Annotated in this window: 25 protein-coding genes; 17 read left to right on the top strand and 8 right to left on the bottom strand. The window is 44.8% G+C overall.

Annotated features, from left to right (window positions below; genetic code table 11):
* Positions 1-88 precede the first annotated feature (88 nt).
* A complete protein-coding gene (locus AZI85_RS16405) occupies positions 89-337 on the top strand; it encodes a hypothetical protein (RefSeq protein ID WP_063205805.1) in 249 nt (82 codons plus the stop codon).
* Between the two features lie 210 nt (positions 338-547).
* Complete coding sequence (locus tag AZI85_RS16400) at positions 548-2,191, top strand: S8 family serine peptidase (protein WP_063245048.1); 1,644 nt, start codon at positions 548-550, stop codon at positions 2,189-2,191.
* A 75-nt stretch (positions 2,192-2,266) separates the two neighbouring features.
* Here the strand turns inward: AZI85_RS16400 and AZI85_RS16395 are convergent, their stop codons facing one another.
* A complete protein-coding gene (locus tag AZI85_RS16395) occupies positions 2,267-3,148 on the bottom strand; it encodes an alpha/beta fold hydrolase (RefSeq protein WP_063245047.1) in 882 nt (293 codons plus the stop codon).
* 9 nt (positions 3,149-3,157) lie between these two features.
* Positions 3,158-3,850 carry an FHA domain-containing protein gene (locus AZI85_RS16390; protein ID WP_063245046.1) on the bottom strand — a complete coding sequence of 231 codons (693 nt, stop codon included), beginning with the start codon at positions 3,848-3,850 and terminating at the stop codon, positions 3,158-3,160.
* 182 nt (positions 3,851-4,032) lie between these two features.
* Between AZI85_RS16390 and rpsF the strand changes: the two genes are divergently transcribed.
* The 4 genes from rpsF to AZI85_RS16370 all read left to right on the top strand — a co-directional run bounded on the left by rpsF (position 4,033) and on the right by AZI85_RS16370 (position 6,892).
* On the top strand, positions 4,033-4,485 hold the full coding sequence (gene rpsF / locus AZI85_RS16385; protein WP_063245045.1) for a 30S ribosomal protein S6: 453 nt from the start codon (positions 4,033-4,035) through the stop codon (positions 4,483-4,485).
* Positions 4,486-4,500: 15 nt separating this feature from the next.
* Positions 4,501-5,388, top strand: a complete 888-nt coding sequence (locus tag AZI85_RS16380; protein WP_063245044.1) for a DUF2232 domain-containing protein — start codon at positions 4,501-4,503, stop codon at positions 5,386-5,388.
* Positions 5,389-5,403: 15 nt separating this feature from the next.
* A complete protein-coding gene (gene rplI, locus AZI85_RS16375) occupies positions 5,404-5,847 on the top strand; it encodes a 50S ribosomal protein L9 (protein ID WP_063245043.1) in 444 nt (147 codons plus the stop codon).
* 196 nt (positions 5,848-6,043) lie between these two features.
* Positions 6,044-6,892 carry a S1 family peptidase gene (locus tag AZI85_RS16370; protein WP_063245042.1) on the top strand — a complete coding sequence of 283 codons (849 nt, stop codon included), beginning with the start codon at positions 6,044-6,046 and terminating at the stop codon, positions 6,890-6,892.
* 74 nt (positions 6,893-6,966) lie between these two features.
* On the opposite strand, the gene AZI85_RS16365 is transcribed toward AZI85_RS16370, so the two are convergent.
* From AZI85_RS16365 to AZI85_RS16345, 5 genes are all read right to left on the bottom strand, one after another.
* Positions 6,967-7,161, bottom strand: a complete 195-nt coding sequence (locus tag AZI85_RS16365; RefSeq protein WP_063205815.1) for a hypothetical protein — start codon at positions 7,159-7,161, stop codon at positions 6,967-6,969.
* A 108-nt stretch (positions 7,162-7,269) separates the two neighbouring features.
* Complete coding sequence (locus AZI85_RS16360) at positions 7,270-8,202, bottom strand: SDR family oxidoreductase (protein WP_063245041.1); 933 nt, start codon at positions 8,200-8,202, stop codon at positions 7,270-7,272.
* A 14-nt stretch (positions 8,203-8,216) separates the two neighbouring features.
* Positions 8,217-9,632 (bottom strand): replicative DNA helicase, encoded by a 1,416-nt coding sequence (gene dnaB, locus AZI85_RS16355; RefSeq protein ID WP_063205817.1) that lies wholly within the window; start codon positions 9,630-9,632, stop codon positions 8,217-8,219.
* 160 nt (positions 9,633-9,792) lie between these two features.
* Positions 9,793-10,092 carry a helix-turn-helix domain-containing protein gene (locus tag AZI85_RS16350; protein ID WP_061834327.1) on the bottom strand — a complete coding sequence of 100 codons (300 nt, stop codon included), beginning with the start codon at positions 10,090-10,092 and terminating at the stop codon, positions 9,793-9,795.
* 42 nt (positions 10,093-10,134) lie between these two features.
* Positions 10,135-10,773 (bottom strand): radical SAM protein, encoded by a 639-nt coding sequence (locus AZI85_RS16345; RefSeq protein ID WP_063245040.1) that lies wholly within the window; start codon positions 10,771-10,773, stop codon positions 10,135-10,137.
* A gap of 147 nt (positions 10,774-10,920) precedes the next feature.
* Between AZI85_RS16345 and AZI85_RS16340 the strand changes: the two genes are divergently transcribed.
* The 11 genes from AZI85_RS16340 to AZI85_RS16290 all read left to right on the top strand — a co-directional run bounded on the left by AZI85_RS16340 (position 10,921) and on the right by AZI85_RS16290 (position 21,242).
* Entirely contained in the window at positions 10,921-13,302 is a 2,382-nt protein-coding gene (locus AZI85_RS16340) for a DNA translocase FtsK (RefSeq protein WP_063245039.1), read from the top strand.
* A gap of 74 nt (positions 13,303-13,376) precedes the next feature.
* A complete protein-coding gene (locus AZI85_RS16335) occupies positions 13,377-13,949 on the top strand; it encodes a hypothetical protein (RefSeq protein WP_041872717.1) in 573 nt (190 codons plus the stop codon).
* A 3-nt stretch (positions 13,950-13,952) separates the two neighbouring features.
* Positions 13,953-14,819, top strand: a complete 867-nt coding sequence (locus AZI85_RS16330) for a tetratricopeptide repeat protein (protein ID WP_063245038.1) — start codon at positions 13,953-13,955, stop codon at positions 14,817-14,819.
* Positions 14,803-15,012 (top strand): hypothetical protein, encoded by a 210-nt coding sequence (locus AZI85_RS16325; protein WP_063245037.1) that lies wholly within the window; start codon positions 14,803-14,805, stop codon positions 15,010-15,012. Before AZI85_RS16330 ends, AZI85_RS16325 begins: the two co-directional genes overlap by 17 nt.
* Positions 15,009-15,869, top strand: a complete 861-nt coding sequence (gene dapF / locus AZI85_RS16320; RefSeq protein ID WP_063245036.1) for a diaminopimelate epimerase — start codon at positions 15,009-15,011, stop codon at positions 15,867-15,869. The genes AZI85_RS16325 and dapF overlap by 4 nt, the downstream gene beginning before the upstream one ends.
* Complete coding sequence (gene dapA, locus AZI85_RS16315; protein WP_063245035.1) at positions 15,866-16,747, top strand: 4-hydroxy-tetrahydrodipicolinate synthase; 882 nt, start codon at positions 15,866-15,868, stop codon at positions 16,745-16,747. The genes dapF and dapA overlap by 4 nt, the downstream gene beginning before the upstream one ends.
* Complete coding sequence (locus tag AZI85_RS16310; RefSeq protein ID WP_063245034.1) at positions 16,744-17,430, top strand: 4-hydroxy-tetrahydrodipicolinate reductase; 687 nt, start codon at positions 16,744-16,746, stop codon at positions 17,428-17,430. The genes dapA and AZI85_RS16310 overlap by 4 nt, the downstream gene beginning before the upstream one ends.
* Positions 17,427-17,936, top strand: coding sequence for a hypothetical protein (locus AZI85_RS16305; protein WP_063245033.1), 510 nt, complete (start codon positions 17,427-17,429; stop codon positions 17,934-17,936). Before AZI85_RS16310 ends, AZI85_RS16305 begins: the two co-directional genes overlap by 4 nt.
* Positions 17,937-17,996: 60 nt before the next feature.
* Complete coding sequence (fsa, locus tag AZI85_RS16300) at positions 17,997-18,644, top strand: fructose-6-phosphate aldolase (protein WP_063245032.1); 648 nt, start codon at positions 17,997-17,999, stop codon at positions 18,642-18,644.
* Positions 18,644-19,084, top strand: a complete 441-nt coding sequence (locus AZI85_RS16295) for a hypothetical protein (RefSeq protein ID WP_155724064.1) — start codon at positions 18,644-18,646, stop codon at positions 19,082-19,084. The genes fsa and AZI85_RS16295 overlap by 1 nt, the downstream gene beginning before the upstream one ends.
* A gap of 61 nt (positions 19,085-19,145) precedes the next feature.
* Positions 19,146-21,242 (top strand): hypothetical protein, encoded by a 2,097-nt coding sequence (locus AZI85_RS16290; protein ID WP_253721037.1) that lies wholly within the window; start codon positions 19,146-19,148, stop codon positions 21,240-21,242.
* Here AZI85_RS16290 and murD read toward each other — a convergent pair.
* Positions 21,228-22,550 (bottom strand): UDP-N-acetylmuramoyl-L-alanine--D-glutamate ligase, encoded by a 1,323-nt coding sequence (gene murD, locus AZI85_RS16285; protein ID WP_253721036.1) that lies wholly within the window; start codon positions 22,548-22,550, stop codon positions 21,228-21,230. The genes AZI85_RS16290 and murD overlap by 15 nt on opposite strands.
* Positions 22,551-22,561 lie beyond the last annotated feature (11 nt).

The raw sequence follows: 22,561 nt of genomic DNA, 5'->3' as shown, positions 1-22,561 counted from the left end.
ATACAGAGACATCTTCGACGTCACATCTTTTTTGAATTCTTCTAAAGCTAACGCAACAAACTTCCGAAACTAGACCAAGGATTGGCTTATGAAGAAGATTGATGTTTTGATGCAAGAGTTAGGTTTCAACAAAGATGCTCCAGACAGTGTCAAAGAAGCATTTATCAAACACCTTATGAAAGCTTCGTATGGAGTGAATGTTACAACTCCGTCAGAGAAAAAAGAGATCGCTGCAAACCCACAGAAAATCGCGACACTCAAATCTCCACAACAGTTGAGTTTTGATTTTATCGAGCAAGAAACGCGACCAACGTCCGGAAAAAAGGCCGTGTCTTAGTCTCGTCTGATAGAAGAATGGCTAGAAAATTTCTCGGCCTTCGTCGAGAAAAACACGACCTAGTGCTAAGAATTGGCCTCAAGTAATTCTCCTCTACAAAATTTAATAACCAGCTCACCTTCACATTGGTACCATTTTGGAACTGGGCACGTTCAGGGAAAATTTTTCCTCGTTCGTTCGTTTGAAAATCACCCAATGAAGGAGGGGATTATGAAAAGGCTTATGGAAAGAGCCTCTAAAGCGGCCATGGTAGGCTTACTACTTATTGGTGCTAATGCGTTTGCTGCACCTGCAGAATCAGTTCCAGGCGAGTACATTGTTAAATTGAAAGACTCTGTTTCCGCGAAATCTTCGATCAATGTTCTTAGCGCGCAACTTGGGTCCTATGTTAAAGACACTATTCCGGGACAAAACATTGTCGTTATCAAACGCCCGGTGTTTGAGATTCAATCAAACGTAGTAAAATCCCTTTCTGAAAATCCAATCGTAGACATCGTAGAACCAAACTACATCTACCGTATTAACAAAACTCCAAATGATCCTATGTTGGGTCAGTTGTGGGGCTTGAAAAATAGCGGACAACAAGATTCTGAACGCCGCGCAGGTATCGCAGGCGTGGATATCGGTGCGGAACAAGCATGGGATATCACAACAGGCTCTAAAGACGTCGTTGTTGCGGTTATCGATACAGGTGTTGACTACAATCACCCGGATCTAGTTGGCAACATGTGGACGAACGAAGCTGAAGCGAATGGTAAGCCGGGAGTTGACGATGACGGAAACGGTATCGTTGATGATATCCACGGTGCAAACTTCGTAAATGCCAATGCTCCAACGGGCAATCCACTAGATGATCACGGTCACGGTTCACACTGCTCTGGTACTATTGGTGGTACAGGCGATGACGGTAAAGGTATCGTGGGTGTAGCTTGGAACGTTCGTATCATGGGTATCAAGTTCCTTTCTGCAAGTGGTTCAGGTTCCCTTGATGGCGCTCTTAAAGGTATCGACTACGCAACTAAAATGGGTGCGAAAATCATGTCAAACTCTTGGGGTGGCGGTGGCTACTCTGAAACTTTGAAGCAAGCCATCGAAAGATCGAACGCTGCGGGCGCGCTATTTGTAGCAGCTGCTGGTAACGAATCAAACAACAACGATGCAAGCCCTACTTATCCTGCGACTTACGATGTACCAAACGTACTTTCAGTAGCGGCAGTTGATAACAGAGGACAAATCGCTTCATTCTCTAACTACGGTAAAACAAAAGTTCACGTAGGTGCTCCGGGTGTGAATATCGTATCTTCTATCACTGGTGGAAAATACGATTCATGGTCTGGTACTTCAATGGCGACTCCACACGTTTCTGGTATGGCGGTTCTATTGGCTTCTAACGAGCCCAACCTGACAGCGCTTGAAATGAAAGAAAGAATTATCGCGACTTCTAAACCAATCGCAGGTCTTCGTGGTAAATCCAAAGGTGGTATGGTGAATGCGTATGCAATGTTGACGAATACATTGCCTGCTCCAGATCCAAATGATCCGATCAACTGGCAAACAGTTCCCGTGAATATTTCTTCAGCTCATCCATACAAAGAAAAAACGAAAGAAGAGTTTGAAGTTCGTGTTCCAGGCGCAAAACAAATCGCTTTGTACTTCTCTAAGTTCGACACTGAAAGAGATTATGACAAAGTGGAATTCTTCGATGCGAATGGCAAGAAGGTTGCGGATATGAGCGGTAAAAATGACGACTCATTCTCGACAACTATTGATGGCGAATACGTAAAAATCGTTTTCACATCTGATGACTCTGTTCAACGCTACGGATTTGATATCACGAAAGCGGCTTACAGATAGTCTTGAAGTAACAGAAAAACTAAAAAGCCACCTTTCGAGGTGGCTTTTTTATTTGTGATGAAAAATTCAAAAAACTTATTTCTTCGAAGAAACGTCTTTCAAAAATTTTTCCATTTTTAAATTTGTATAATCAGGAAAATCCAGCTGTGTGCAGTGTGAACCATAAGGTACTAGCACGAACTCGGAATGTTTAATCGTCTCTTTAAAATGATATTGGAAGCGCAAGGGTGTCACCATATCCTTTTCGCCAGAGATGATGAGCGCAGGCACTTTGATATTTTCCAAAACCGATTCGCCGTTATACTCCATCAGCTCTTCAAACAGAGTGATAAAGACTTCAAGGTTCAGTCTTGCAACACCTCTAAGATACACTTCGATATCCTTGATGTGACTGACGCGCAAATTGAATCCACCCGCAAGTGCCGCGATATACACGGACATCGGATTATCAACAGCCAATTTCCACAGAGTATTCCACACGTACGGTTGCTTCTCGTATTGTTCTTTTACGAAATAGAAAAACGGCTCGATGACATCAAGACCGAACATGCCTTTAATTGGATTGCGAGCAAAGCCATTGATGAAAATCATCGATAAAAAAGCTTCCGGTTTCTCGTCGTAAGCCTTAAGCATGATGGGAACACCGAAACTGTGGCCTGCGAAGTGCGCCTGCTTAATCTCTAAATGCTTCATCAGGGCAAAAACATCTTTGGCTAAAGCCTCCATCGTCAACTGACTCATGTCGGTTACTGGATTGCTTTTTTGATGCCCACGAAGATCAAACGTGATGACTTTGTATTTGTGAGAAAAATATTCGATTTGGTGGTGCCAGTGATTCATGATGCAGGCAATGCCGTAGATCAGAATTAAAGGCTCACCCTCCCCGCGCACTTCGTAATAAATCGGAGTGCCGTCGAAGCTTTCAAAGCTGCCGGTGGTTTTGGGTGTAGTTAACATGAAGCCTCTCTACAAGTACGTCACTTTAATGAGCGTGTTTCCAAAAGAAATCAAGTCGCCATCTTTAAGCATTTCGGCATCTATGGACTTATTGTTAAGAGTCACACGACCTGGAGCTTTGATTTTTAATTGCACCATGCCTGGACCGGGATGGAGTTCGAAGGCCTCTTTCGGGGCGTCTTCATCATGCAGTTCAATATCCAGGGACTCTGAACCGGCCTTGCGGGGCCCGTAGCCTAAAATAATTTCCTCATCGGTCTGAATGCCTTGGGTGAACGTCAGCTTTAACGCAGGGCTAAATCTTTGCAATGCGAGGCTTTGCTCTGAGGGCTCGGGTGGAGTGACCTCTGACAGCTTGTCCTTTAAAATATTGCGCCAAGTCACAAGGCGGCTGAAGTCGATCGCGATCTCTTCTTCGACCGAAATGACTTTAAACTGGGTGCGACCGACCTCGAAGATAACCCCTGGTAATAACGCCACTTTTTTTACACGGCGGCCACTAATGTGGATCCCGTTCGACGAATCCAAGTCCATCAAAACAAACTGCCCCTTCCCGTCGATAGAGATCTGGGCGTGGGTCCCCGAAACTTTGGGGTCTTTGATAATGATGTCGGCCTTGGATCGACCCAGGGTGATTCCGTCTTCAACCTTGAAGCGGGAACCTTCGTTGGGGCCATCAAGAATCTCAATAAAAGTGACCATTTAAGTATTCTAGGACCGGTTTATTCACTATTCAAATGCCTAATCCTTGTGCTTGGTCCTAAGCCGTGCTAAACCCTCTAAACATTTTAAAAAAGTCATCCTTGCTCCCGCTCACTATGGTGGGGGCAAAAATCTTACTCTGACGAAGTCAGAGTGTAGACCAACCCGAAAGGATATAGTTCATGGAAACTACTAAATCTGCGAAAAAGCCATACGAAGTTGTGGTTCTTATGCACCCAGATGCAACTCTTGAAGAGCAAAAAGATTTGTTCAAAAAGAACAAAGCTACGATCGAATCTTTCAAAGGTTCAATCAACTCTTTGGAAACTTGGGGTAAAAGAAACCTAGCAACTCCAATCGGCAAAACAAAAAAAGCTATCTACTTCCACTCTACGTTCGAAGCAGATACTCAAGCTATCGCTGAGCTTGAAAGAACTATGCGTATCAACGACAAAGTTCTTCGCTTTATGCACACTCGTCTAGACGAGCGTGTTTCTTTGGCTAAGTTCATGGAAGGCTTCAAAAAAGGTCTTTCTGAATCTGCTGCTCGCGAAAAAGAGCGTGAAGCAAAAGCCGCTGCTCGTAAAGCTGCCTTCGCAGCTGCAAAAGCAGAACGTTTCGATAAAGGCGAATAATTAAGAGCGTAATCCATGAAGAAGACCGCGACGCCACAGAAATTCATCACAATTTCATCTCTCTCGATTTTGTTGTCGATGTTGACTGTGGTTATGGGCGCGCCTCTTCTTCGTGTACTACGCAAAGCCTACGGTCCCCTCGCCTTTTGGATTTTGGGACTAGTGGCAACGGGAGCAGCGTGGCTCCTGAACGCACAACCTCTAGCGCTTTTCCTTGGCTCTGTTTGGATGACTTTAGGGGCCTACATGGAGTTAGAGCAAAAGGGTGTTGGGTGGTGGATCTCTGGACTTGCGAGTGTCGCAATCGGTTCTGCAGCCGCTGGCTTGGGACTTTTTGGAGCACTTCAAAAGAACGGAATCAACACGTATGCTGAAGTCCAAAAATTAATGGAGCAGTTTTCCGCTCAGGTTCAGAAAATGAATCCCGCGGTGAAATTAGATCCGGCGATTCTGGTGCAGCAGGTTCCTTCAGCCATCGTTATTCTTTTAATTATAACGTTGGGTGTGGGACTCATATTTGAGAGAAGGGTTTTTTCATGGCTCAATTTGCCCCGTGAGAAAATTGCCTCTCAGCTCAAGTTGTTAGAATATCGTGTCCCGGATTTTATGATTTGGGTTGCGATGACTGCCTTCCTTCTGACAATGGTGAGTTTTGGCGGTAAGGCCACTTCCATCCTCGCAGTGAATATTGTGAACGTTGTTATCGTTCTTTATTTCTTTCAGGGGCTGGCAGTGTTGGAGGTATTTCTGAATTCGATGAAAGCCGGTGTTTTCATGAGAGTTCTGACGTACATAATTTTGGTCGGTCAGTTATTGCTTGTTTTGAGCGTAGTTGGCTTGATCGATTACTGGGTTGATTTCAGAGCTCGCTTGAACAAAGTGAAGCCTGCTGAAAGCAACTAACAAAATGGAGATCACATGAAAGTTATTCTTCAAAAAGACGTTAAAGATGTAGGTCGTGTTGGTGAGTTGGTGAACGTTTCTGAAGGTTTCGCAAGAAACTTCTTGTTCCCACGTAAATTGGCGGCGGAAGCTACTGAAAAACGCGTAAAAGAGTACGAACACTTGAAACGTGTAGCTGAAGCTAAAAAGAAAAAAGCATTGGCAGAACGCCAAGAGCTTTTGAACAAAATCAACGGCACAACTGTAACATTCAAATTGGCTGCTGGTGAGACTGACAAACTTTTCGGTACTGTTACTACAACAGATATCTCTAAAGAATTGCAAAAAATGGGTCACTCAGTAGACCGTCGTGACATTCTCCTTGAAGAGCCAATCAAAGTATTGGGTCAACACAAGGCAGTTGTTCGCTACGCAGAAGGTATGGAAGCTAAAATCCAGATCTCTGTAGAAAGAGCGTAATAACGAGAAAGTTTCGATAAATCGAAAGTTCTTAAAAGGGATCTCCGTCAAAAGAGATCCCTTTTTTTATAGTCATTTCATCTGCTTAAAAATGACGCACTTCTACTATAAGACTTTGTTATCTTAAATATTTGAAAAATTGTATTGCACTGGTTCCATTTTGGGTGTTTAACGGCCCTCACTTTGGGGGGTCACTATGAAATCCACAGTTTTTAAAGCAGCTCTAGTTACAGGTCTTTTGGGATCTTTGATTGCCTGCTCTCCTGCGAAACAGAACTCTGTTCAACTAGGCGCTGACAGCACATCTATAATTGGTGGCGTTCCCGTTGATTCTAAAGACGCTATTGCAAAATCTACAGTGGCTCTAGTGGCGTCTGTAGTCACTCAAGATGGTCAAGAAGGCCAATTCATCTGTACAGGTTCTTTGCTGACTTCAAACGTTGTTTTGACTGCTGGTCACTGCGTTCCTGAAGTAGGCGCTGAATATAAAGAGGTCGCTCTTTATGTGATCTTCAATACAGACCTTAATAATATGGAAAGAGGCGATATCCGCCTTGTTGTTGATCACGTTATTCACACTGAATACGGTAAAACTGGCGAACAAGGTGAAGACGCTCACGATTTAGCTCTTGTTAAATTCTCTGGCGCGATGGCTCCTGGTTACCAACTGGCGAAGTTCTTGGATGACGAGACTCTTTTAACAGCAGGTAAAAAAGTGACTTTAGCTGGTTACGGTTTGATCGAAACTGATGGCGTGAATACAAAAAGCGATAATAAGCTTCGCAAAGTTGACGTTGAAATCGTTGAAGACTTCGGAAAACACGAAATCCTTCTTGATCAAACTCAAGGTAAAGGCGCTTGCCACGGTGACTCTGGCGGCCCTGCATTCCTTGAAGTGAACGGCACTCAATATGTTTGGGGTGTTACAAGCCGTGGTGCTGGTAAAGACGGTAAAGATGACTGCTCTCTAGTCAGCGTTTACACAAAAGTGAAATCTGAATCTACTTTCGTCAAAGACGCTTTGAAAAAGCTTTCTGGAAAATAGTTTTTAGATAAAAGCTAAAAAGAAAAGGCTCCCGATGAGGAGCCTTTTTTATTTTGTATTAACGAAGATATCTTTTAAGCGCTCTGCTCGTCCTGCATTTCAAGGAAAACCAACTGAAGGTATTCAGCCATCACCTCACGTAATTCTTCAATGGTGAGCGTTTCTGGGCTTTTACCGTACTTCTCTAACAGCGCATTGAATTCACGTTCGACAGGATCCTGAGGCAGTCCGGTTGCCGCAATCACTGTCTTTGCTAAAGTTTCTCCCATGATCAGCCTCCATGCTTAACAAGGGTCTCGCTTTGTAAGACGCTTTGACTAAATCAAGAGGTTAAAGAGAACTCAATTCCAAAAAACGGCTTTGGGCTTTGGTCTAGCTCACTTCTGTCGACGGTGGGAATGTTCTTTAGACCAAGTACGTGCCTTAGGCAGGTTCCAATAGAGGAATGGCAAAAGAATTCGTCGAGGCAATAAACGACGAATGTAATAAAAGAGAGTCGCATCCAGGGTCGCTGGAATCCATAGCGGCGGATTTTCTTGCTTCATCACTTTCAAAACTTGCTTCGCGATTTTTTCCGGCGTGGTGAGGGACATATTCATCATCTTCTCCACAAACGGAGTCATGTTCTGATAGAAATCACAATAAGGGCCGCTCCAATTGCGGGTCGGATCTGACAACTCCGTGTGATACACGTTCTTAAAAGAGTTGCTGTGGATAAACCCGGGTTGCACCAACGTGATTGTAACGCCAAAGGGGCGCATCTCATACCACAAGGCTTCGCTGGCACCCTCTAAAGCGAATTTGGAAGCCGAATACGAGGCCATTGTCGGCATGGCTAACATTCCACTTACGGAAGAAATATTGATGATCTTACCGCGGCCGGTGGCACGCATATGCGGAAGCGAAAGACGAATCAAACCCATCGGCCCAAAGTAATTGGTCGCCATTTGCAGTTCTTCATCTTTTTCAGTCATGTGTTCAATCACGGAACGATAAGAAATCCCGGCGTTGTTAATAAGAATATCAACGCCACCCCAAGTTTTTTGGATTTCGTTATAAAGACGCACCCGATCCCCTTCGATCGTGACATCCAAAGAGCGAATCATAAAGCGATCGTTTTCTAAAAAATGGGAACGAACTTTTTCAAGGCTGTGTTCGCGCGCTGTCGCGACGACTCGATATTCTTGGCAGTTGTAAAGAAGCTCAGCCAAAGCCAGACCAATGCCGGCAGAACAACCCGTGACTAAGACCACGGGCTTAAAAGCTTGAGGTTTTGATTTACGCTGAAAGAAGTAAAGTAAGGGCCTCATAGAAGCCCATTATCTTAAACTGGGGCGCCGGGTGCAAAGTTTTTAGGTCTGCCGCCTGGCATCGGAGGCGGAGCTTGCGGTGGCGGCATCGGATTGATGTTACGCTCTTCCGGCTCGGCATCACGGAATCTATTGTACTGGGCATCGAAACGCATTTTAACGGGACCGGTGGCACCGTTACGCTGCTTACCCACGATCACTTCGGCGTGACCTTGTTTGTCTGGATTTTCTTTATCGTAGTAGTCATCACGATAAAGCATCATGATAACGTCGGCATCTTGCTCGATCGATCCTGATTCACGCAGGTCAGAAAGCATTGGTTTTTTCTCTGTACGACCTTCCACGCCACGATTCAGCTGGGCAAGGGCGATGACAGGGATTTTCAATTCTTTAGCGATGGCCTTCAAAGATTTAGAGATTTCCGCAACCTCTTGCTCACGTGAAGACATCTTTTGTTTCATGCTCATCAACTGCAAGTAGTCGATCATGATCAGATCTAATCCATGTTCAGCCTTCAAACGACGCGCTTTAGAGCGAATTTCAAATGGCGATACACCCGGAGTATCATCGATGAAAATACTAGCTTCAGAAAGAAGACTTGCTGCATGAATTAAACGCGGCCATTCCGAATCGCTGACTTTACCATTACGAAGTGAACCCAAGCCCACTTTCGCTTCGGCCGCCAACATACGCATCATCATCGATTCTTTACCCATCTCCAAGGAGAAGTAGGCCACGGTCTTTTTAAGTTTCAAAGCGACGTGCTGAGCGATATTCAAAGAGAACGCTGTTTTACCCATGGAAGGACGAGCGGCGATGATCGTCATCTCTCCAGGGTGAAGTCCCGCTGTCATTTCATCCAGGCGTTTAAAGCCCGTAGCAAGACCAGTGACCTCAACTTGGTTTTTATAAAGCTCTTCCAATTTTTTGATAGAAGCGCGAACGATTTCCATCGAGCCGACAAGGCCCGTGGCGGCTTTTGCTTCACCGACTTTAAAGATTTCGCTTTCGGCCTGGTCCACGAAAGATTCAACGTCAGCGAAATCTTGTTCGTAAGCTTTTTCAATAAGAGAGCTATTAACTTGAATCAGCTTACGCAAGGTCGCTTTGTCTTTAACGATCTTGGCGTGAGTGACGATATTTGCAGAGGAAATAGTTTTATCTAAAAGGCTGACCAGATACTCGGGTCCGCCCGCCATCTCCATGGAACCTTCACCCTGAAGAATGTTTGTCACGGTGATGATATCCACAGGCTGATTTTTGCTGTGAAGTTCTTTGATGGCGTTAAAAATCTTCTGGTGAGACGGCTTGTAGAAGTCTTCGGCCACGAGGATATCACCCACTTGATCCAAAGCTTCTCGGTCTAGCATGAGACCGCCCAAAATAGACTGTTCGGCCTCAATATTCTGAGGTGGAATCCGTGTACTCATTGAACCCCTCTAAGAGTAACGAAGATTTAAAACAAAAGACTAAAAAAATTGCGGGGCTTCTACAAAGTTGGTGGTTCTAAACGGGCCCGCCGGTGCACAAGTTTTCTGATAAATGCTTCGGTTCACTAGGATCCAAAGCATTTTTCCGAAAACTAATCTCTTAGTTCAGTTTTTTTACACGAATCTTATAGTTGTCAATTTTCTTCTTAAGTGTGTTGCGATTGATGCCAAGCATTTGCGCTGTTTTAACTTGATTTCCGTTATAAGCGCGCAAAGCCAGCTCTAAAAGAGGCTTTTCTACTTGTTCGATAACGACGTTGTACAAACCATTCAACTCAACTTGAGCTTCTTTTTGTTGAGCAAATAAAACTTCCAGTTTGCTTTTCACAAGCTTTTCCAAGCTTACGGACTGAAGATTAGCGACAAAAAGATTATCGGAACTGTTTAGGTTCGGCGTCATGGAACTCCCAAGAATGTTCAGCTTATTTATTTTTGGAGTGGACTACACTCCGCGTGTTTCGGGAGACCAAATATACTTATGCAGCTGCAATTGCAACCTCGCAGATGAATTTTGATGCAAAATTTTTTCTGCCAACCAGCGTTCAGACACTTGGCCGTATGATGGGCTGTATAAAACCACAAATTTTTCAAATAAATTGTGTTGACGACAGAATTCTTCAGACCATTCAAAATCTTTTTCAGAACAAATAACAAACTTGTATTCCGTGCTGGGCGTGGAAAAGCTGATGTTGTTCATCAAGAAAGAATCTGCAGCTCCGCTGTCAGGAGTTTTCACGTCTAAAATTATTTTTACGCGTGGATCAACTTGCTCAATGCTTTTTGATCCGCTGGTTTCCAAAGAAACTTTGTACCCGCGCTCACATAATGTGTTCATCAAAGTGTGAACTTCTTTTTGCAAAAGAGGTTCTCCACCGGTGATGCAGACATAAGGTGTTTTGTGCGATTCAATTTCTTTCAAAATTGTTTCAAGGCTTTGCAACTCACCTTCATAATAAGAATATTTGGTGTCGCAATAAGTGCAGCGCAGATTGCATGCCGTCAGGCGCACGAAGACAGTAGGAAGTCCTACATACGTCGTTTCACCTTGAACACTATAGAAAATCTCGTTTATTTTTAGCATGCTTAAACAGGCTCCTGGCGTTGACCCTCTGGGTCAGGCTCGTTGCAAGGATACGTGTATACGGCATTTTTCGAAACCGCACCAGTCTTAAGTCAAGGTTGCGCCTGTTAGAATGACTAACTACGGGAAATTTCGTAAATTTTTTAAATGAATCATTTTCTTAAGAAGTTTCGTCAGGACGTCATTGCAATCGGCTTTTTAGGTTTAGGGCTTTTCCTCGCCCTGGCTTTGTTCAGCTACAATCCATTTGATCCCTCTATGAATTCTATTGGGCAAGGGCTTAAAGCCACGAATTACTGTGGAATCGTGGGAAGTTTCCTTGCAGACGGCCTTTATCAAGCGTTTGGACTGGCGGCATGGGTCGTTGTTGCGAGCTTTCTACGTATTGCGTACGCAAGTTTCCAAGGGGAATCGCTAAATCTTAAGAACATTCGCTTTGTATGGGCGCTTCTTTTGATCGTGAATATCGCAGCTCTTTTGTCGCTTTACTTGCCAACAACAAAAGTTTTCAAAGAGCAGATATATTTGGGTGGTCTTTTGGGCTTGGGTGTTTCCCAGGCTTTGATGCGCGCTTTTAATTCTATCGGCGTTCAAGTCATCCTGCTCTCATTGATGGCCGTCCTTATTGTTTTCTATTTCGAAAAATCTTTGCAGGAGCTTTCAGAAACTCCACGCGGCTTTATGGCTTTCTTAAAGAAAAAGAAAATCATGGATAAACTTGCGGGCTTTTTTGCCGGCATGTTCGTGAAAGAGAAAAAAGCCAAAGCAAAAAAATTAGAAGCAAAAGAGGACAAGCCTAAAACAGTCTTCCCGCTTTCTGACAAAAAATTTGTTGGTAAAGATGAAGAGGAAGAAGATGAAGATCTCAACGCACTTCTTGAAGCCGACGCCGAAGCTGCGGAAGAAGAAGATGAAGAAGAGATCGAAGAAGAAGAAGAGGAGACACCGGCCTTGAGGCTTGCGCAAAAACGCAAAGTCGTCATGAAGGCAAAACCTCCTCGTCGTATTGAAAACTGGGATATGCCAAAGCTTGCGCTTTTGGAAGATCCTCCAGCTTCGCGTATTAAAATTGATAAGGCCGAGATTCAAAGAAAAGCGGATTCATTGGTAGAAAAGCTTAAGAACTTCTCTATCGAAGGTTCTATCCAGGATGCGAAGCCGGGACCGCTTGTTACGATGTATGAATTTAAACCAAATGCCGATGTAAAAATCAGTAAGATCTCTGAGCTTGAAGATGATTTGTCTTTGGCTCTTTCATCTGAATCTGTACGTGTGGTGGGTCATATCCCTGGAACAGATGTTGTCGGTATTGAAACAGCGAACTTAAAGCGCGAGACGGTTTATTACAAAGACTTGATCGCCGAAGATCAGTTCTGGAGTGAAGATCTTGCGTTACCGATGGCTGTCGGTCGCGCTGTGGATGGTGAACCTAAGGTAGTGGATCTTCGTAAGATGCCGCATCTTTTGATCGCGGGTACAACGGGTTCTGGTAAGTCGGTGTTTGTCGGCTCTATTATCACGGGCCTTTTGTTCCGCCATTCTCCAAAAACACTGCGCTTGGTTTTGATTGACCCTAAGATGGTCGACTTGGCGCCTTTTTCTACGGTGCCACACTTGGTTCTTCCTCACGTAACGGAACCTAAGAAGGCTGCGACAGCTTTGAAGTGGGCTGTGCGCGAAATGGAAAAGCGTTATAAATCTTTATCGAAATTCGGTGTCGGTAAAATTGAAGCCTTTAACGAAAAAACGGGTGGACTTTCAAAAGCTGAAATTGAAGAGCATGAAAAAATCAATTTGGAGCTGGAAGAAGGAAAAGCCAAGCTTGAGCAATACTACTATCAACCACTTCCGTTTATCGTGATCGTGGTGGATGAGCTTGCGGATTTGATGATCGTTGAAAAGCAGAACATCGAAGAGCCGATTCAACGTTTGACACAAAAAGCGCGTGCCTGCGGTATCCACTTGATCGTGGCAACTCAATCGCCTCGTAAAGATGTTGTCACCGGTTTGATTAAAACAAATATTCCGGGACGCGTGGCTTTGAAAGTGGCATCGAAAATGGACTCTCGTATCATCATCGATGATTCAGGTGCAGAACGCCTTCTTCCGAATGGAGATATGCTGTTCCAGGCTCCTGGCGTGGGAAAACCGACTCGCCATCATGGTCCTTATCTTTCAGATAAAGAAATTGGCAACGTCGTGAAACATTGGGCTGCACAAGCCGAACCCGAATACGATCCATTAGCGATGAAAGCTTTGGATGGATTTTCAGGTGGCGATGGTGCTGAGGCTGGTGATTCTGGCGGCGGCGGATTTGGTGAAGAAGAATACGATGAACGTTACGACGAAATTCTATCGTGGGCTTCTGAACAGAAAGAAATTTCTGCGTCTTTGATTCAAAGAAAGTTTAGACTCGGTTATCCACGTGCTGCGCGACTGATTGAAATCTTCGAAAAAGAAGGTGTCGTGGGGCCTGCGAACGGCAGCAAGCCGCGTCAAGTTCTCGTCAGTAGTTTTAGAGAACAATAATTTGAGCCTTGACTCTACCTCCTTAGGTCGGTGTGATTAAGACACCACAATAAAAACCATTCAAGGAGGAATTTATGGTTAAGGCTCTTATCGCCGCTCTAGGTCTTGCGTTCTCAGTTAACGCTGTTGCTGCTCCAACTGCAGTTGAAGTTTTGGCTAACATCCAAAACGCAGCGATCATGGATCAAGCTCAAACAATGGGTTTGGACTGGAAAGTTGGCGACAACGCTAACTACAACATCGACATGGGCTTCATCAAAGGTTCAATGTCTATGTCAGTTCGTTCTATCGGTGCTGATGGCATCTGGATGGATCAAAACATGGATCTTGGTTTCGCTGGAAAACAAAAAGTTGAAACTCTTCTTGATCCAAACACTGGCGAAATCAAAAAAATGCTAGTGAACGGTAAAGAACAACAAGTACCTAAACAAGACGTAGAAGTTATCGAAGTTAAAGAAGACAGAATCACTGTTCCTGCTGGTACTTTCGATTGCATCCACGCTCGTCTTAAGGACAAAGAACAAAATGCTGAAATCAACGCATGGATCAACCCACAACAAGTTCCACTTTCTGGTATGTTGAAACAAGTGGCTCCAAGCCAATTCGGTAACGTGACTGTTGTTTTGAAAAACTTCAAAAAGAACTAATCAATGCAATTGATCATGAAAAGAGCCGCAGCGATTGCGGCTCTTTCCTTTTTAGCACTGCCCGCTTTTGCTCAGACGAAGAATGGAAAGTCTGAGACCTACAAAGATATTATCGAAAAAGCGTATAACCTCAGTTTGCAGCGCGATCGTCAGCAGGCTTTGAATATTCTTGTTACCGCCATTCAGCGCGAAACACGTCCTCAGGCCGTCTCGGATCTTAAAAAAACGACCTCTGAGGTTGCCAATGTCTTTTTTAGTGATAAAGCCCAACAGTTGTTTGAAAACGGTGTCTCTTTAAGAAAGACCGATTTGAACCAAGCGTTGGATAAGGTCACCGAAGCCGCTCGTATTGAGCCCGACAACTTTTCAATCATCAATGAACAAGCGCGTCTGCTTATCGCTAAAGGCGACTGCAAAAACGCGCAAGAAAACGTGCAAAAGCAGTTAAAGGTTGTGAGCTTTGATGAGGAATTAAAGCTCAGCCTGGCACAAGCGTTGATCTGTCAGAATCGTTGGTTGGACTATCAGAAAGTGGCCGACACTGTCGTGATCAAACGGTCCCCGCAGCAAAAATTCTGGCAGGCCCTAGAGGTTGAAAAGTCCTTGGGTCAGAAAAGTCTTACAAAAGCGCAAGATGCCTTAGCAAATCTTAAGAAGTCTGACGAAAAATATCCCGAATTATACTACTGGAATTGGAAATACGGCCAAACCCTTAAGAAAAACAACCCAGATGAGGCTCAGAAATACGTGATGAGCTGCAAAAACATTTCAGCGAATCAGTATAGACAGTATATGATAGACCCCATGCTTTGCCGCCGCCTTGTCGAGGTGGAAGGAGAGCTAAAGGGGATGAATGGAACACCTGAATAAAATCCTTCTCGTTTGTGGAGTGCTTTTGACGTTCGCAGGTTGCGGCGTGAAAGGTCGTCCGTTGCCACCACTCAATCCCGCACCCTTAGGTCGTGGAGAACCCACGTACAAAGAGTCGCAGAAAAAACCTTTACCTAAAGTTTTGCAACAAGATCAAGAAGACACATCCGTGAACGAGCCGGAGGAGCGATGAAAAAGCTTCTTCCGATCTCCATCATGAAAATGTCCGGAGCGGGAAATACATTTGCTCTTATCGATGCCCGCGAAAAATCCGACTGGAGAGATGTGGAAAACTCGTTGGGTAAGTCGCGAGCTGATTTTGCAAAGCTTGTTTGTGATCGCGTGTTGGGCTTAAGCACGGATGGATTCCTGCTGATTGAAAATGGCAGCGAGGGTTTTGATTACGACTGGGATTTTTATAACTCTGATGGATCTACGGCAGAGATGTGCGGAAATGCCGCTCGTTGCGCTGCTCGTTTCTGTTATGAATATCTCGGTAGTTCTGAAAACAAAGCGTCCTTGAAGTTTAAAACTGGGGCCGGCCTTGTGACGGCGCAAATTCTGGGCGACGACGAAGTGCGTGTGCAAATGCCTGAAGCGCGGTTTGTGAAAGAATCCATAGAATTAAAAACAAACTCCAAAGGCGTTCAAAAATTTGCGCTTGTAAATACGGGTGTTCCGCATTTAGTACAAAAAATTTCAAATCTTTCTGAGGCATCAGCCTTAAAAGAAATGGCTCGCGAAGCCAGATCTCATGCGGATCTAAAACCTGCGGGTGCAAACGTTACTTTCTATGCGGAAAATGAAAAAGGTCATATCAATGCGGTGACTTTTGAAAGAGGCGTTGAAGATTACACGCTGGCTTGCGGCACCGGTGCGGTCGCGGCGGCATTGGTTTACTCGCAACTGACTTCTGAAAAACAGATCAAAGTGCAAATGCCAGGTGGGCTTTTAAGTGTTGTCTTTGATGGCAAAGACACTCACCCACTGATGACCGGCGGAGCGGTGTTCGTCGGAGAATTCAAATACAATCTAGAGGTGGTAGGATGAAAAACTTTAAAGGGACCTTCACAGCTTTAATTACTCCGTTTAAAAATGACAAAGTCGACTACGCGTCTTTAGACCGTCTTTTAAAACAACAGCTGGATGGCGGTGTTGATGGATTTGTGGTTAACGGGACCACTGCTGAAAGCCCGACTCTTTCAACTCAAGAAGTGGCCGAGCTGTTTAAACACATCCGCAAGTTTGTGGGCGACAAAGTTCCTTTGATTATGGGAACGGGTTCAAACGACACCGCAAAGTCTATTGAAACATCTCGCAAAGCTGAAGAAATGGGTGCGGATGCAATTCTGGTTGTGGTTCCCTACTACAATAAGCCACCTCAGCGTGGTCTTTTTGAACACTTCAAAGCGGTGGCGAGTTCGGTAAAAATTCCGACTCTTCTTTACAATGTTCCTGGCCGTACCATCACATCCCTAGCTACCGAAACCATTCGCGACTTGGCGAAAGTTCCAGGTGTGATTGGAATTAAAGAAGCGACCGGAAAAATTGATTTAGCCCAAGACATCATCAAAGCTTGTGGTAAAGACTTTGTGATGCTTTCAGGAGATGACGGCACTTATGTTGATTTCTTAGGTGCTGGTGGGCATGGCGTGATCTCTGTAGCCACTCATGTGATTCCTGCGCAAATGGTGCAGTGGAAAAAATGGGTTTCTGAAGGACAAATCGAAAAAGCTCGTGCGGATATTAACAAGTACATGAATCTTATTAATCTTCTTTTTGTGGAAGCAAATCCGATTCCAGTAAAAAAGGCATTGCAGTTAATGGGTGTGATTGATTCGGCCTCTTTGCGTTTGCCTTTAGTCGAACTTACGCCTGAGCACACGGAAAGCTTGAAAGCGGAAATGAAAAAAGTAGGTCTTTTGTGAAAAAAATCAAAGTCGGCGTGATCGGCCCTGCGGGCCGCATGGGAAAAGAGATTGTCGGAGTTATTGACTCTAATCCCCGCTGTGAGCTGTTTTATCCACTGAATCGCGACGATAAGTTCGATGTAAAAAAAGCGAAACAAGTCGACGTGTGGATTGATTTTTCTTCACCAGAAGCCTTAAAGGATGTTCTTAAAAGAGCCGCCGAAAACAAAACGCCGGTAGTTTGCGGCACGACGGGCTTTTCAAAAAAAGAAAAAGATCTTCTAACTCAATATGCTAAGAAGATTCCCGTTCTGTGGTCTTCTAATATGAGTTTAGGTGTTGCTGTTTTAAATGAAGCGCTGAAGAATCTTTCTGCGATTTCACATTTTGATTTTCAGATCGAAGAAATTCATCACAATCGAAAGAAAGACAAACCTTCCGGCACCGCGATCACTCTGCAAGAGAATTTAGAAAAAGCTGTCGGAAAAAAACTTCCTGAAGCTTTGGCTATTCGAGGCGGAGGCGTTTTCGGCGTTCACAAGGTTTACTCTATGAGTGATGAAGAAGTTTTAGTTTTTGAGCATTCCGCCTTAAACCGCACTGTTTTTGCTAAAGGGGCGGTGATGGCTGCGGAGTGGTTGGTGAAACAGAAACCAGGTCTTTATCAAATTCGTGACGTTCTGTTCGGGAAAAAAGCATGACGCCAATTCGGCATTCTGCTTTGATTCACGCGGCCCTTGATCTTGTCGGGGGCGCTGAGAAAGCCAAGGACCTTCTTAGAAAATTAAATGAATGTGGCGAAGTCACCGCGATCTCGTCGGTCTATAAGCGGTATTTAACGGCAGAGCGCTTAGACTTAAGTGCCTATCTAGAATTCGTCATACGCTTTGAGACGCCGCTGAACGTGGATGCCTTGTTGCACTTGATTTTGTCTCTGTGTGAAGAGGGAACCCCGGGTTTAAGCCAGAAAAGTCACAAAGAGCTGACGCTTCTTACTTATGACGATTTGATCCTGATGTCTCCACGCTTAACTCTTCCCTATCCTCAACTTCATCAGGACCCACTGATTATTCGCTGCTCGGCGGAAGCATGGGGTCAATATGAGCATCCTATTTATCAGAAGAACTTAAGTGAAATTGCACGTGCGGCAGCGCCTGCAAGACAGGCCGAGTTTTATATTCAGGGTAAAAGCCTGGTTGATTTTTAGCCTGCGCCAACGTACAAATTTGGGTGTTACATTTAATCCATTTTTCTTGCGGGAGATCCCATGAAGTTTTTCATCGATACAGCTGAAATTGAAGAAATCAAACAGGCCAACTTGCGTGGTTGGGTTGACGGTGTCACAACGAATCCTTCGTTGATTGCTAAATCTGGAAAACCGTTTCATGACGTGATCAAAGAAATCTGCAAGGAAGTTTCAGGTCCTGTTTCTGCAGAAGTCATCAGCCTTCAGGCTGAAGAAATGTTCCGTGAAGGTAAAGAACTTGCGAAGCTTGCTTCAAACATCGTTGTTAAAATTCCGATGACTGAAGATGGAATGATCGCAGTTAAAAAATTAACAGCTGAAGGTATCAAGACAAACGTCACGTTGGTGTTCTCGCCAATGCAAGCTTTGTTGGCCGCTAAAGCCGGCGCGACAATGGTTTCTCCTTTTGTTGGTCGTTTGGACGACATTGGCCAAGAGGGCTTGGCGATGGTTAATCAGGTTATTCAAATTTATCAAAACTATGACTTCGCGACTGAAGTCTTAGTTGCTAGCGTTCGCAGCCCGATGCATATCCAACTTGCGGCGGAGATGGGTGCTGATATCGCAACCATTCCATACAAGGTTATGCAGCAAATGACTCACCATCCGTTAACTGATAAAGGCATTAAGCTTTTCATGGATGACTGGAATAAGGCTCAAAAGAAATAATGATGAAATACATTTCTTTTCTAATTCTAGCGGGAACTCTTCTTTTGTCTGGGTGTCGTACCGGCGGTGTTATTCTTCGTGAAACGCCTTTGAATGTGAGTGAAACCCGTCGCGCCGTTATGAGTGTGATTGGCGAGCCTCGCTCGGTCAGCCAGAATGGAAGAGAGTTGGTCTCTCAGTTTTACGATAAGAAAAATAAACCCATCGAGAAAATGGACATGGCCCGTGAGCGCTATTATACGCACGTCACGGTTCTGGGAGATCAGCGTCCTTATGATGTTCAGGTCGAGGTCCTAGTCGAAGGTCGTGACGAAGATGGTGGCTTTGAGCTGCTAGATCGAGATGACGATCGTGCGGGCGTGATCGCAGAAAAGATCCGCCGCGCGCTTAACCAAAGTCGCGACAATCGCAACGTGATTGACGACTTCCGCTCCTTCTAAATACGATATAGACTAGTCAATATGACTAGTCTTTTCATTTGAAGAGGTTACGTTGCAAGGAATGCAGCTTAAACGGATTCTTCCGTTCGCAGTACTAGCGGGATGCTTATGCTGGTCAAGCCAATTAAGTGGTTTGAAGTTCATTCCTATTTATGAAGCGCTGACGATTAAGGCGCAGAAAAATTCTCCTCCACATATTGCCTTTGAAGAAGTCGTGGAATCAGAGCGCATCTCTGAAGAATGGGCACGACTTGCGAAAATAAAACCGGCAACTTTAGCGGTTGAAAAAACTTCTTCGACGCCTCTTTTTGCGAAAAAAATTGAAGTTCCAGAAATGGTCTTAACAAAGAGGCCAGAGACCCTGATTACTTCTGCTCCCGTTGAAGAAGCCTCTGAAGGCGCTTGGGTTGAGCATTTACCGGTCGCCCAAGCGAAGCGTTTGCAAGAAGCGCAGAGGCGTAGCGAGATCTTAAATCAAGATTGGACTGTTCCCACTTGGAGTGACATGGCTCGCGAGGTTCTTGAAAAATCAGGAGCCTTAGCGACAAGTCCTTCTTCGTCTTCTAATGTGTATGTCGCGGGAACATCGGCTTCGGGCCAAGTGAGCACGCGTCCCTCTCAAGCTTCGGTGTCTGTTCCGGACAGAACTCCTCAAGGCGTTATGGACGAGCGTGCGGAGGGTTCTCAGTCCTTTGTTGAAGAAAAAAATCTTCGTCATTATATCCAAGGTCCTCTTGAAATCACCGGAGGCCTTGCCGTCACTAACGAGCACCATATTGAAATTCGTCGCAATGATGAAGGTGTCTTAAAAGAACTAGGCCGCGTAGATTTGCGCCAAGGTCTTTATAATATAGAAGTCGAAGATAAAAACGGAACCGTGGTGGCTCGCCTTGTGGATAAAGAAGGAAAAACTTTGGGCGAAGGCTCATTCCGTCTGAATCGCGTGGCTGCGGCAAATGCCGGAACTCTTCAAGGTCCGAAACTTAAGATTGAACCTCATCCTGATTTTGCCGGTATTGTAACAAGCGCCTACAATCCAAAACCTAATGACGTGGCTCCAGCACAAACGCGCGCCACTTTCGTAAAAGGTGCCAGCGAAATTGCAGTTAAAAAGGATGACGGTCTAGTCGCCATGGATAATGTCACCAAAGGTTCAATGACAGTTATGAGAGCGGCTGCTCCTAAGCATCTGCAAACTGCGGCGATCGTCATTTCAGGAAAAGAATTTAAATCTCAACTTTATCCAGAATCTATGATCAAGGCGCTTCAGGATATCGTGGCCCAACAGCGTGCCCAGTCTATTGATGGCTCACCAACTATCATCTGGGGCAAAGTCACATTGGATGGAAAAGCCTTGGCGGGAGCAGAGGTTGTTGTCGAATCTGACGAAGCCTTGATCCCGGTTTACTTTAACTCCTTCATGATTCCTGATCCGCAGCTGAAGTCGACAAGTGATAACGGTCTTTTTGCTTTCGTGGATGTGGAACCAGGCTTTCATTCTATTTTAGCGACGCGCTCTTCTGCGATCTTGGGTTATCAAAACGTAGTCGTTGAAGAAGGATCCGTTGCCCAAGGTGATGTAGAATCTACGATTAAAACGGAAGCTGTGCCCTTGCGAATTTATGATGCCTTTACCGGTGAAGCTCGCCCTGGCTTAGTTACAATGCAAAGCTTGCAGGAAGATTTAGAGGTAAATACTGGTTTAACGACAGTGACGTTACCTCATGTCAGTCGGTTGGGATTAATGCGTGTTCAACCCGAAGGTGCTGACTATGTATCCGCACGTTATATATATAATGATACGGATGAATTCATCCATGCGCCGCTTGTTCACTGGTCATGGCTGACTTCGATCAAATCCTTCTTAAGACTTGATGATATGCCGAGCACGGGATTTGTTGTTGGCTTTGTTCCAGATGAAGACTTTGAGGTCTATCTTGCGGCGTACGATAATTTTGACCCAAGACAGATCGTTTACTTTGATATGCAAGGACGCATCCTGCAAAATCGCAAAGGCATTGCGGGCGGCGGCTTTATTCTTTTCAATGTTCCTGAGGATACTCACGAAGTGGTTGTCTTAGGAGCTAGAACACGCAAAATGTATTCGCGCGTTCTTCCGGTAGATGCCAATTCGCTTTCCGTTTTAACTTTCCGCTAACTGACTGGTTTTAGCGAACTCAGCGACTTTCGACTTAAAGAAATTTCCTCGATCTTCAAAAGACTTAAATTCGTCTAAACTTGTTCCACCCGGGCTAAGTAAAACCGTGTCTGAACTTTTTGCCTTTTTGAAACAATGCTCTAAGGCTTCACCCAACTGCGGATAGGACGAACCGGGTAAAAGAGATTTCTTCTGAGCGATCTCACGGCATTCTCCAAAAAACACGAACTCGACGGACTGAAAGTGTTTTAGCGGCATTAAATCTTGCCACGGAAGGTTTTTATCTCTTCCACCCAAAAGTAAAAATAACTTCCCACCATTTGCTAAAGTGTCATGCGCCGCTGTACTGGCGATCAGAACACTGTCCATCGCCGTGGCTTTGCTGTCGTTGATAAAACGAACGCCTTTAAATGTTCCGACGTTTTCTAAACGATGAACAAGGCCTTTGAAGTTTTTCATGCCTTCAATGGCTTCGCGTGGCCAACCGGCCTCAAGAGCCAATGCAGAGGCTAAAGCCAAGTTATCTTGATTGTGTTGTCCAATAAGCTGAGCTTTTTCCAAATGAAGATCTTTAAACGCAGGATCATTCTTTGAAATGACTTTCACACTTTCATCGCGACCCTTTTTCTTCGAATACTCGACAAGGTCGCCACCTTCGTTGTTTAAGAGCATGGCTTTTTTTGTGATGGAATGAATGTTCCACTTTGTATGATAGTAGTGTTCAAGATTGTCGTAACGCTCTAGATGATTGGAGGTAAAGTACGTAATTGCCGACAAATCCAAAGATAAGTTTTCACAATTTTCCAGCTGATAGCTAGAGAGCTCTAAGACAATCCAGTCTGCGCGAGGCCTTTGTCCTTCGATGACTTCCGCGGCATATTGAGAAAATGGAATTCCCAGGTTCCCACCAACAAATCCGGTTTTAGAAAAAGCCTCAAGACCTGCACCCAAAAGTGATACCGTCGTGCTTTTTCCTACGGATCCCGTGATGCCCATGAGTTTTTCTTGCTCTAAACAAGCGCAGGCCAAAGAAATTTCGCTGGTGATCTTAACTCCCTCACTTTGCGCTTTTTGAATCCAGGCTGAAGTAAGGGGAACCCCCGGCGAGACCACCAAAGTTTTCGGTGCTGCTTTAGACATCAAAGCTTCAGGATCGTTAAAATCCGCTGTCGGCAATTTTCCGTCAAATGTGAGTACGGACTGAGCAGAAAATCCGAGATCTAAAAGAAGTCGGCGAGCCGCCTCGCCACTTTTACCCATCCCGACAATAGCAATTGGAGTCTTGAGGTTCTTGATAAATTCTTTCATCTGCACGATCA

It is taken from the genome of Bdellovibrio bacteriovorus (assembly GCF_001592755.1).
Taxonomy (GTDB): Bacteria; Bdellovibrionota; Bdellovibrionia; order Bdellovibrionales; family Bdellovibrionaceae; genus Bdellovibrio; species Bdellovibrio bacteriovorus_E.
This window is presented reverse-complemented; position numbering and strand designations above follow the sequence as displayed.

Excerpts from the sequence above, each read along its gene's own strand:
- AZI85_RS16405 (WP_063205805.1), top strand. The coding sequence starts at position 89 with ATGAAGAAGATTGATGTTTTGATGCAAGAGTTAGGTTTCAACAAAGAT.
- AZI85_RS16400 (WP_063245048.1), top strand. The coding sequence starts at position 548 with ATGAAAAGGCTTATGGAAAGAGCCTCTAAAGCGGCCATGGTAGGCTTA.
- AZI85_RS16395 (WP_063245047.1), bottom strand. The coding sequence starts at position 3,148 with ATGTTAACTACACCCAAAACCACCGGCAGCTTTGAAAGCTTCGACGGC.
- AZI85_RS16390 (WP_063245046.1), bottom strand. The coding sequence starts at position 3,850 with ATGGTCACTTTTATTGAGATTCTTGATGGCCCCAACGAAGGTTCCCGC.
- rpsF (WP_063245045.1), top strand. The coding sequence starts at position 4,033 with ATGGAAACTACTAAATCTGCGAAAAAGCCATACGAAGTTGTGGTTCTT.
- AZI85_RS16380 (WP_063245044.1), top strand. The coding sequence starts at position 4,501 with ATGAAGAAGACCGCGACGCCACAGAAATTCATCACAATTTCATCTCTC.
- rplI (WP_063245043.1), top strand. The coding sequence starts at position 5,404 with ATGAAAGTTATTCTTCAAAAAGACGTTAAAGATGTAGGTCGTGTTGGT.
- AZI85_RS16370 (WP_063245042.1), top strand. The coding sequence starts at position 6,044 with ATGAAATCCACAGTTTTTAAAGCAGCTCTAGTTACAGGTCTTTTGGGA.
- AZI85_RS16365 (WP_063205815.1), bottom strand. The coding sequence starts at position 7,161 with ATGGGAGAAACTTTAGCAAAGACAGTGATTGCGGCAACCGGACTGCCT.
- AZI85_RS16360 (WP_063245041.1), bottom strand. The coding sequence starts at position 8,202 with ATGAGGCCCTTACTTTACTTCTTTCAGCGTAAATCAAAACCTCAAGCT.
- dnaB (WP_063205817.1), bottom strand. The coding sequence starts at position 9,632 with ATGAGTACACGGATTCCACCTCAGAATATTGAGGCCGAACAGTCTATT.
- AZI85_RS16350 (WP_061834327.1), bottom strand. The coding sequence starts at position 10,092 with ATGACGCCGAACCTAAACAGTTCCGATAATCTTTTTGTCGCTAATCTT.
- AZI85_RS16345 (WP_063245040.1), bottom strand. The coding sequence starts at position 10,773 with ATGCTAAAAATAAACGAGATTTTCTATAGTGTTCAAGGTGAAACGACG.
- AZI85_RS16340 (WP_063245039.1), top strand. The coding sequence starts at position 10,921 with ATGAATCATTTTCTTAAGAAGTTTCGTCAGGACGTCATTGCAATCGGC.
- AZI85_RS16335 (WP_041872717.1), top strand. The coding sequence starts at position 13,377 with ATGGTTAAGGCTCTTATCGCCGCTCTAGGTCTTGCGTTCTCAGTTAAC.
- AZI85_RS16330 (WP_063245038.1), top strand. The coding sequence starts at position 13,953 with ATGCAATTGATCATGAAAAGAGCCGCAGCGATTGCGGCTCTTTCCTTT.
- AZI85_RS16325 (WP_063245037.1), top strand. The coding sequence starts at position 14,803 with ATGGAACACCTGAATAAAATCCTTCTCGTTTGTGGAGTGCTTTTGACG.
- dapF (WP_063245036.1), top strand. The coding sequence starts at position 15,009 with ATGAAAAAGCTTCTTCCGATCTCCATCATGAAAATGTCCGGAGCGGGA.
- dapA (WP_063245035.1), top strand. The coding sequence starts at position 15,866 with ATGAAAAACTTTAAAGGGACCTTCACAGCTTTAATTACTCCGTTTAAA.
- AZI85_RS16305 (WP_063245033.1), top strand. The coding sequence starts at position 17,427 with ATGACGCCAATTCGGCATTCTGCTTTGATTCACGCGGCCCTTGATCTT.
- fsa (WP_063245032.1), top strand. The coding sequence starts at position 17,997 with ATGAAGTTTTTCATCGATACAGCTGAAATTGAAGAAATCAAACAGGCC.
- AZI85_RS16295 (WP_155724064.1), top strand. The coding sequence starts at position 18,644 with ATGATGAAATACATTTCTTTTCTAATTCTAGCGGGAACTCTTCTTTTG.
- AZI85_RS16290 (WP_253721037.1), top strand. The coding sequence starts at position 19,146 with ATGCAGCTTAAACGGATTCTTCCGTTCGCAGTACTAGCGGGATGCTTA.
- murD (WP_253721036.1), bottom strand. The coding sequence starts at position 22,550 with ATGAAAGAATTTATCAAGAACCTCAAGACTCCAATTGCTATTGTCGGG.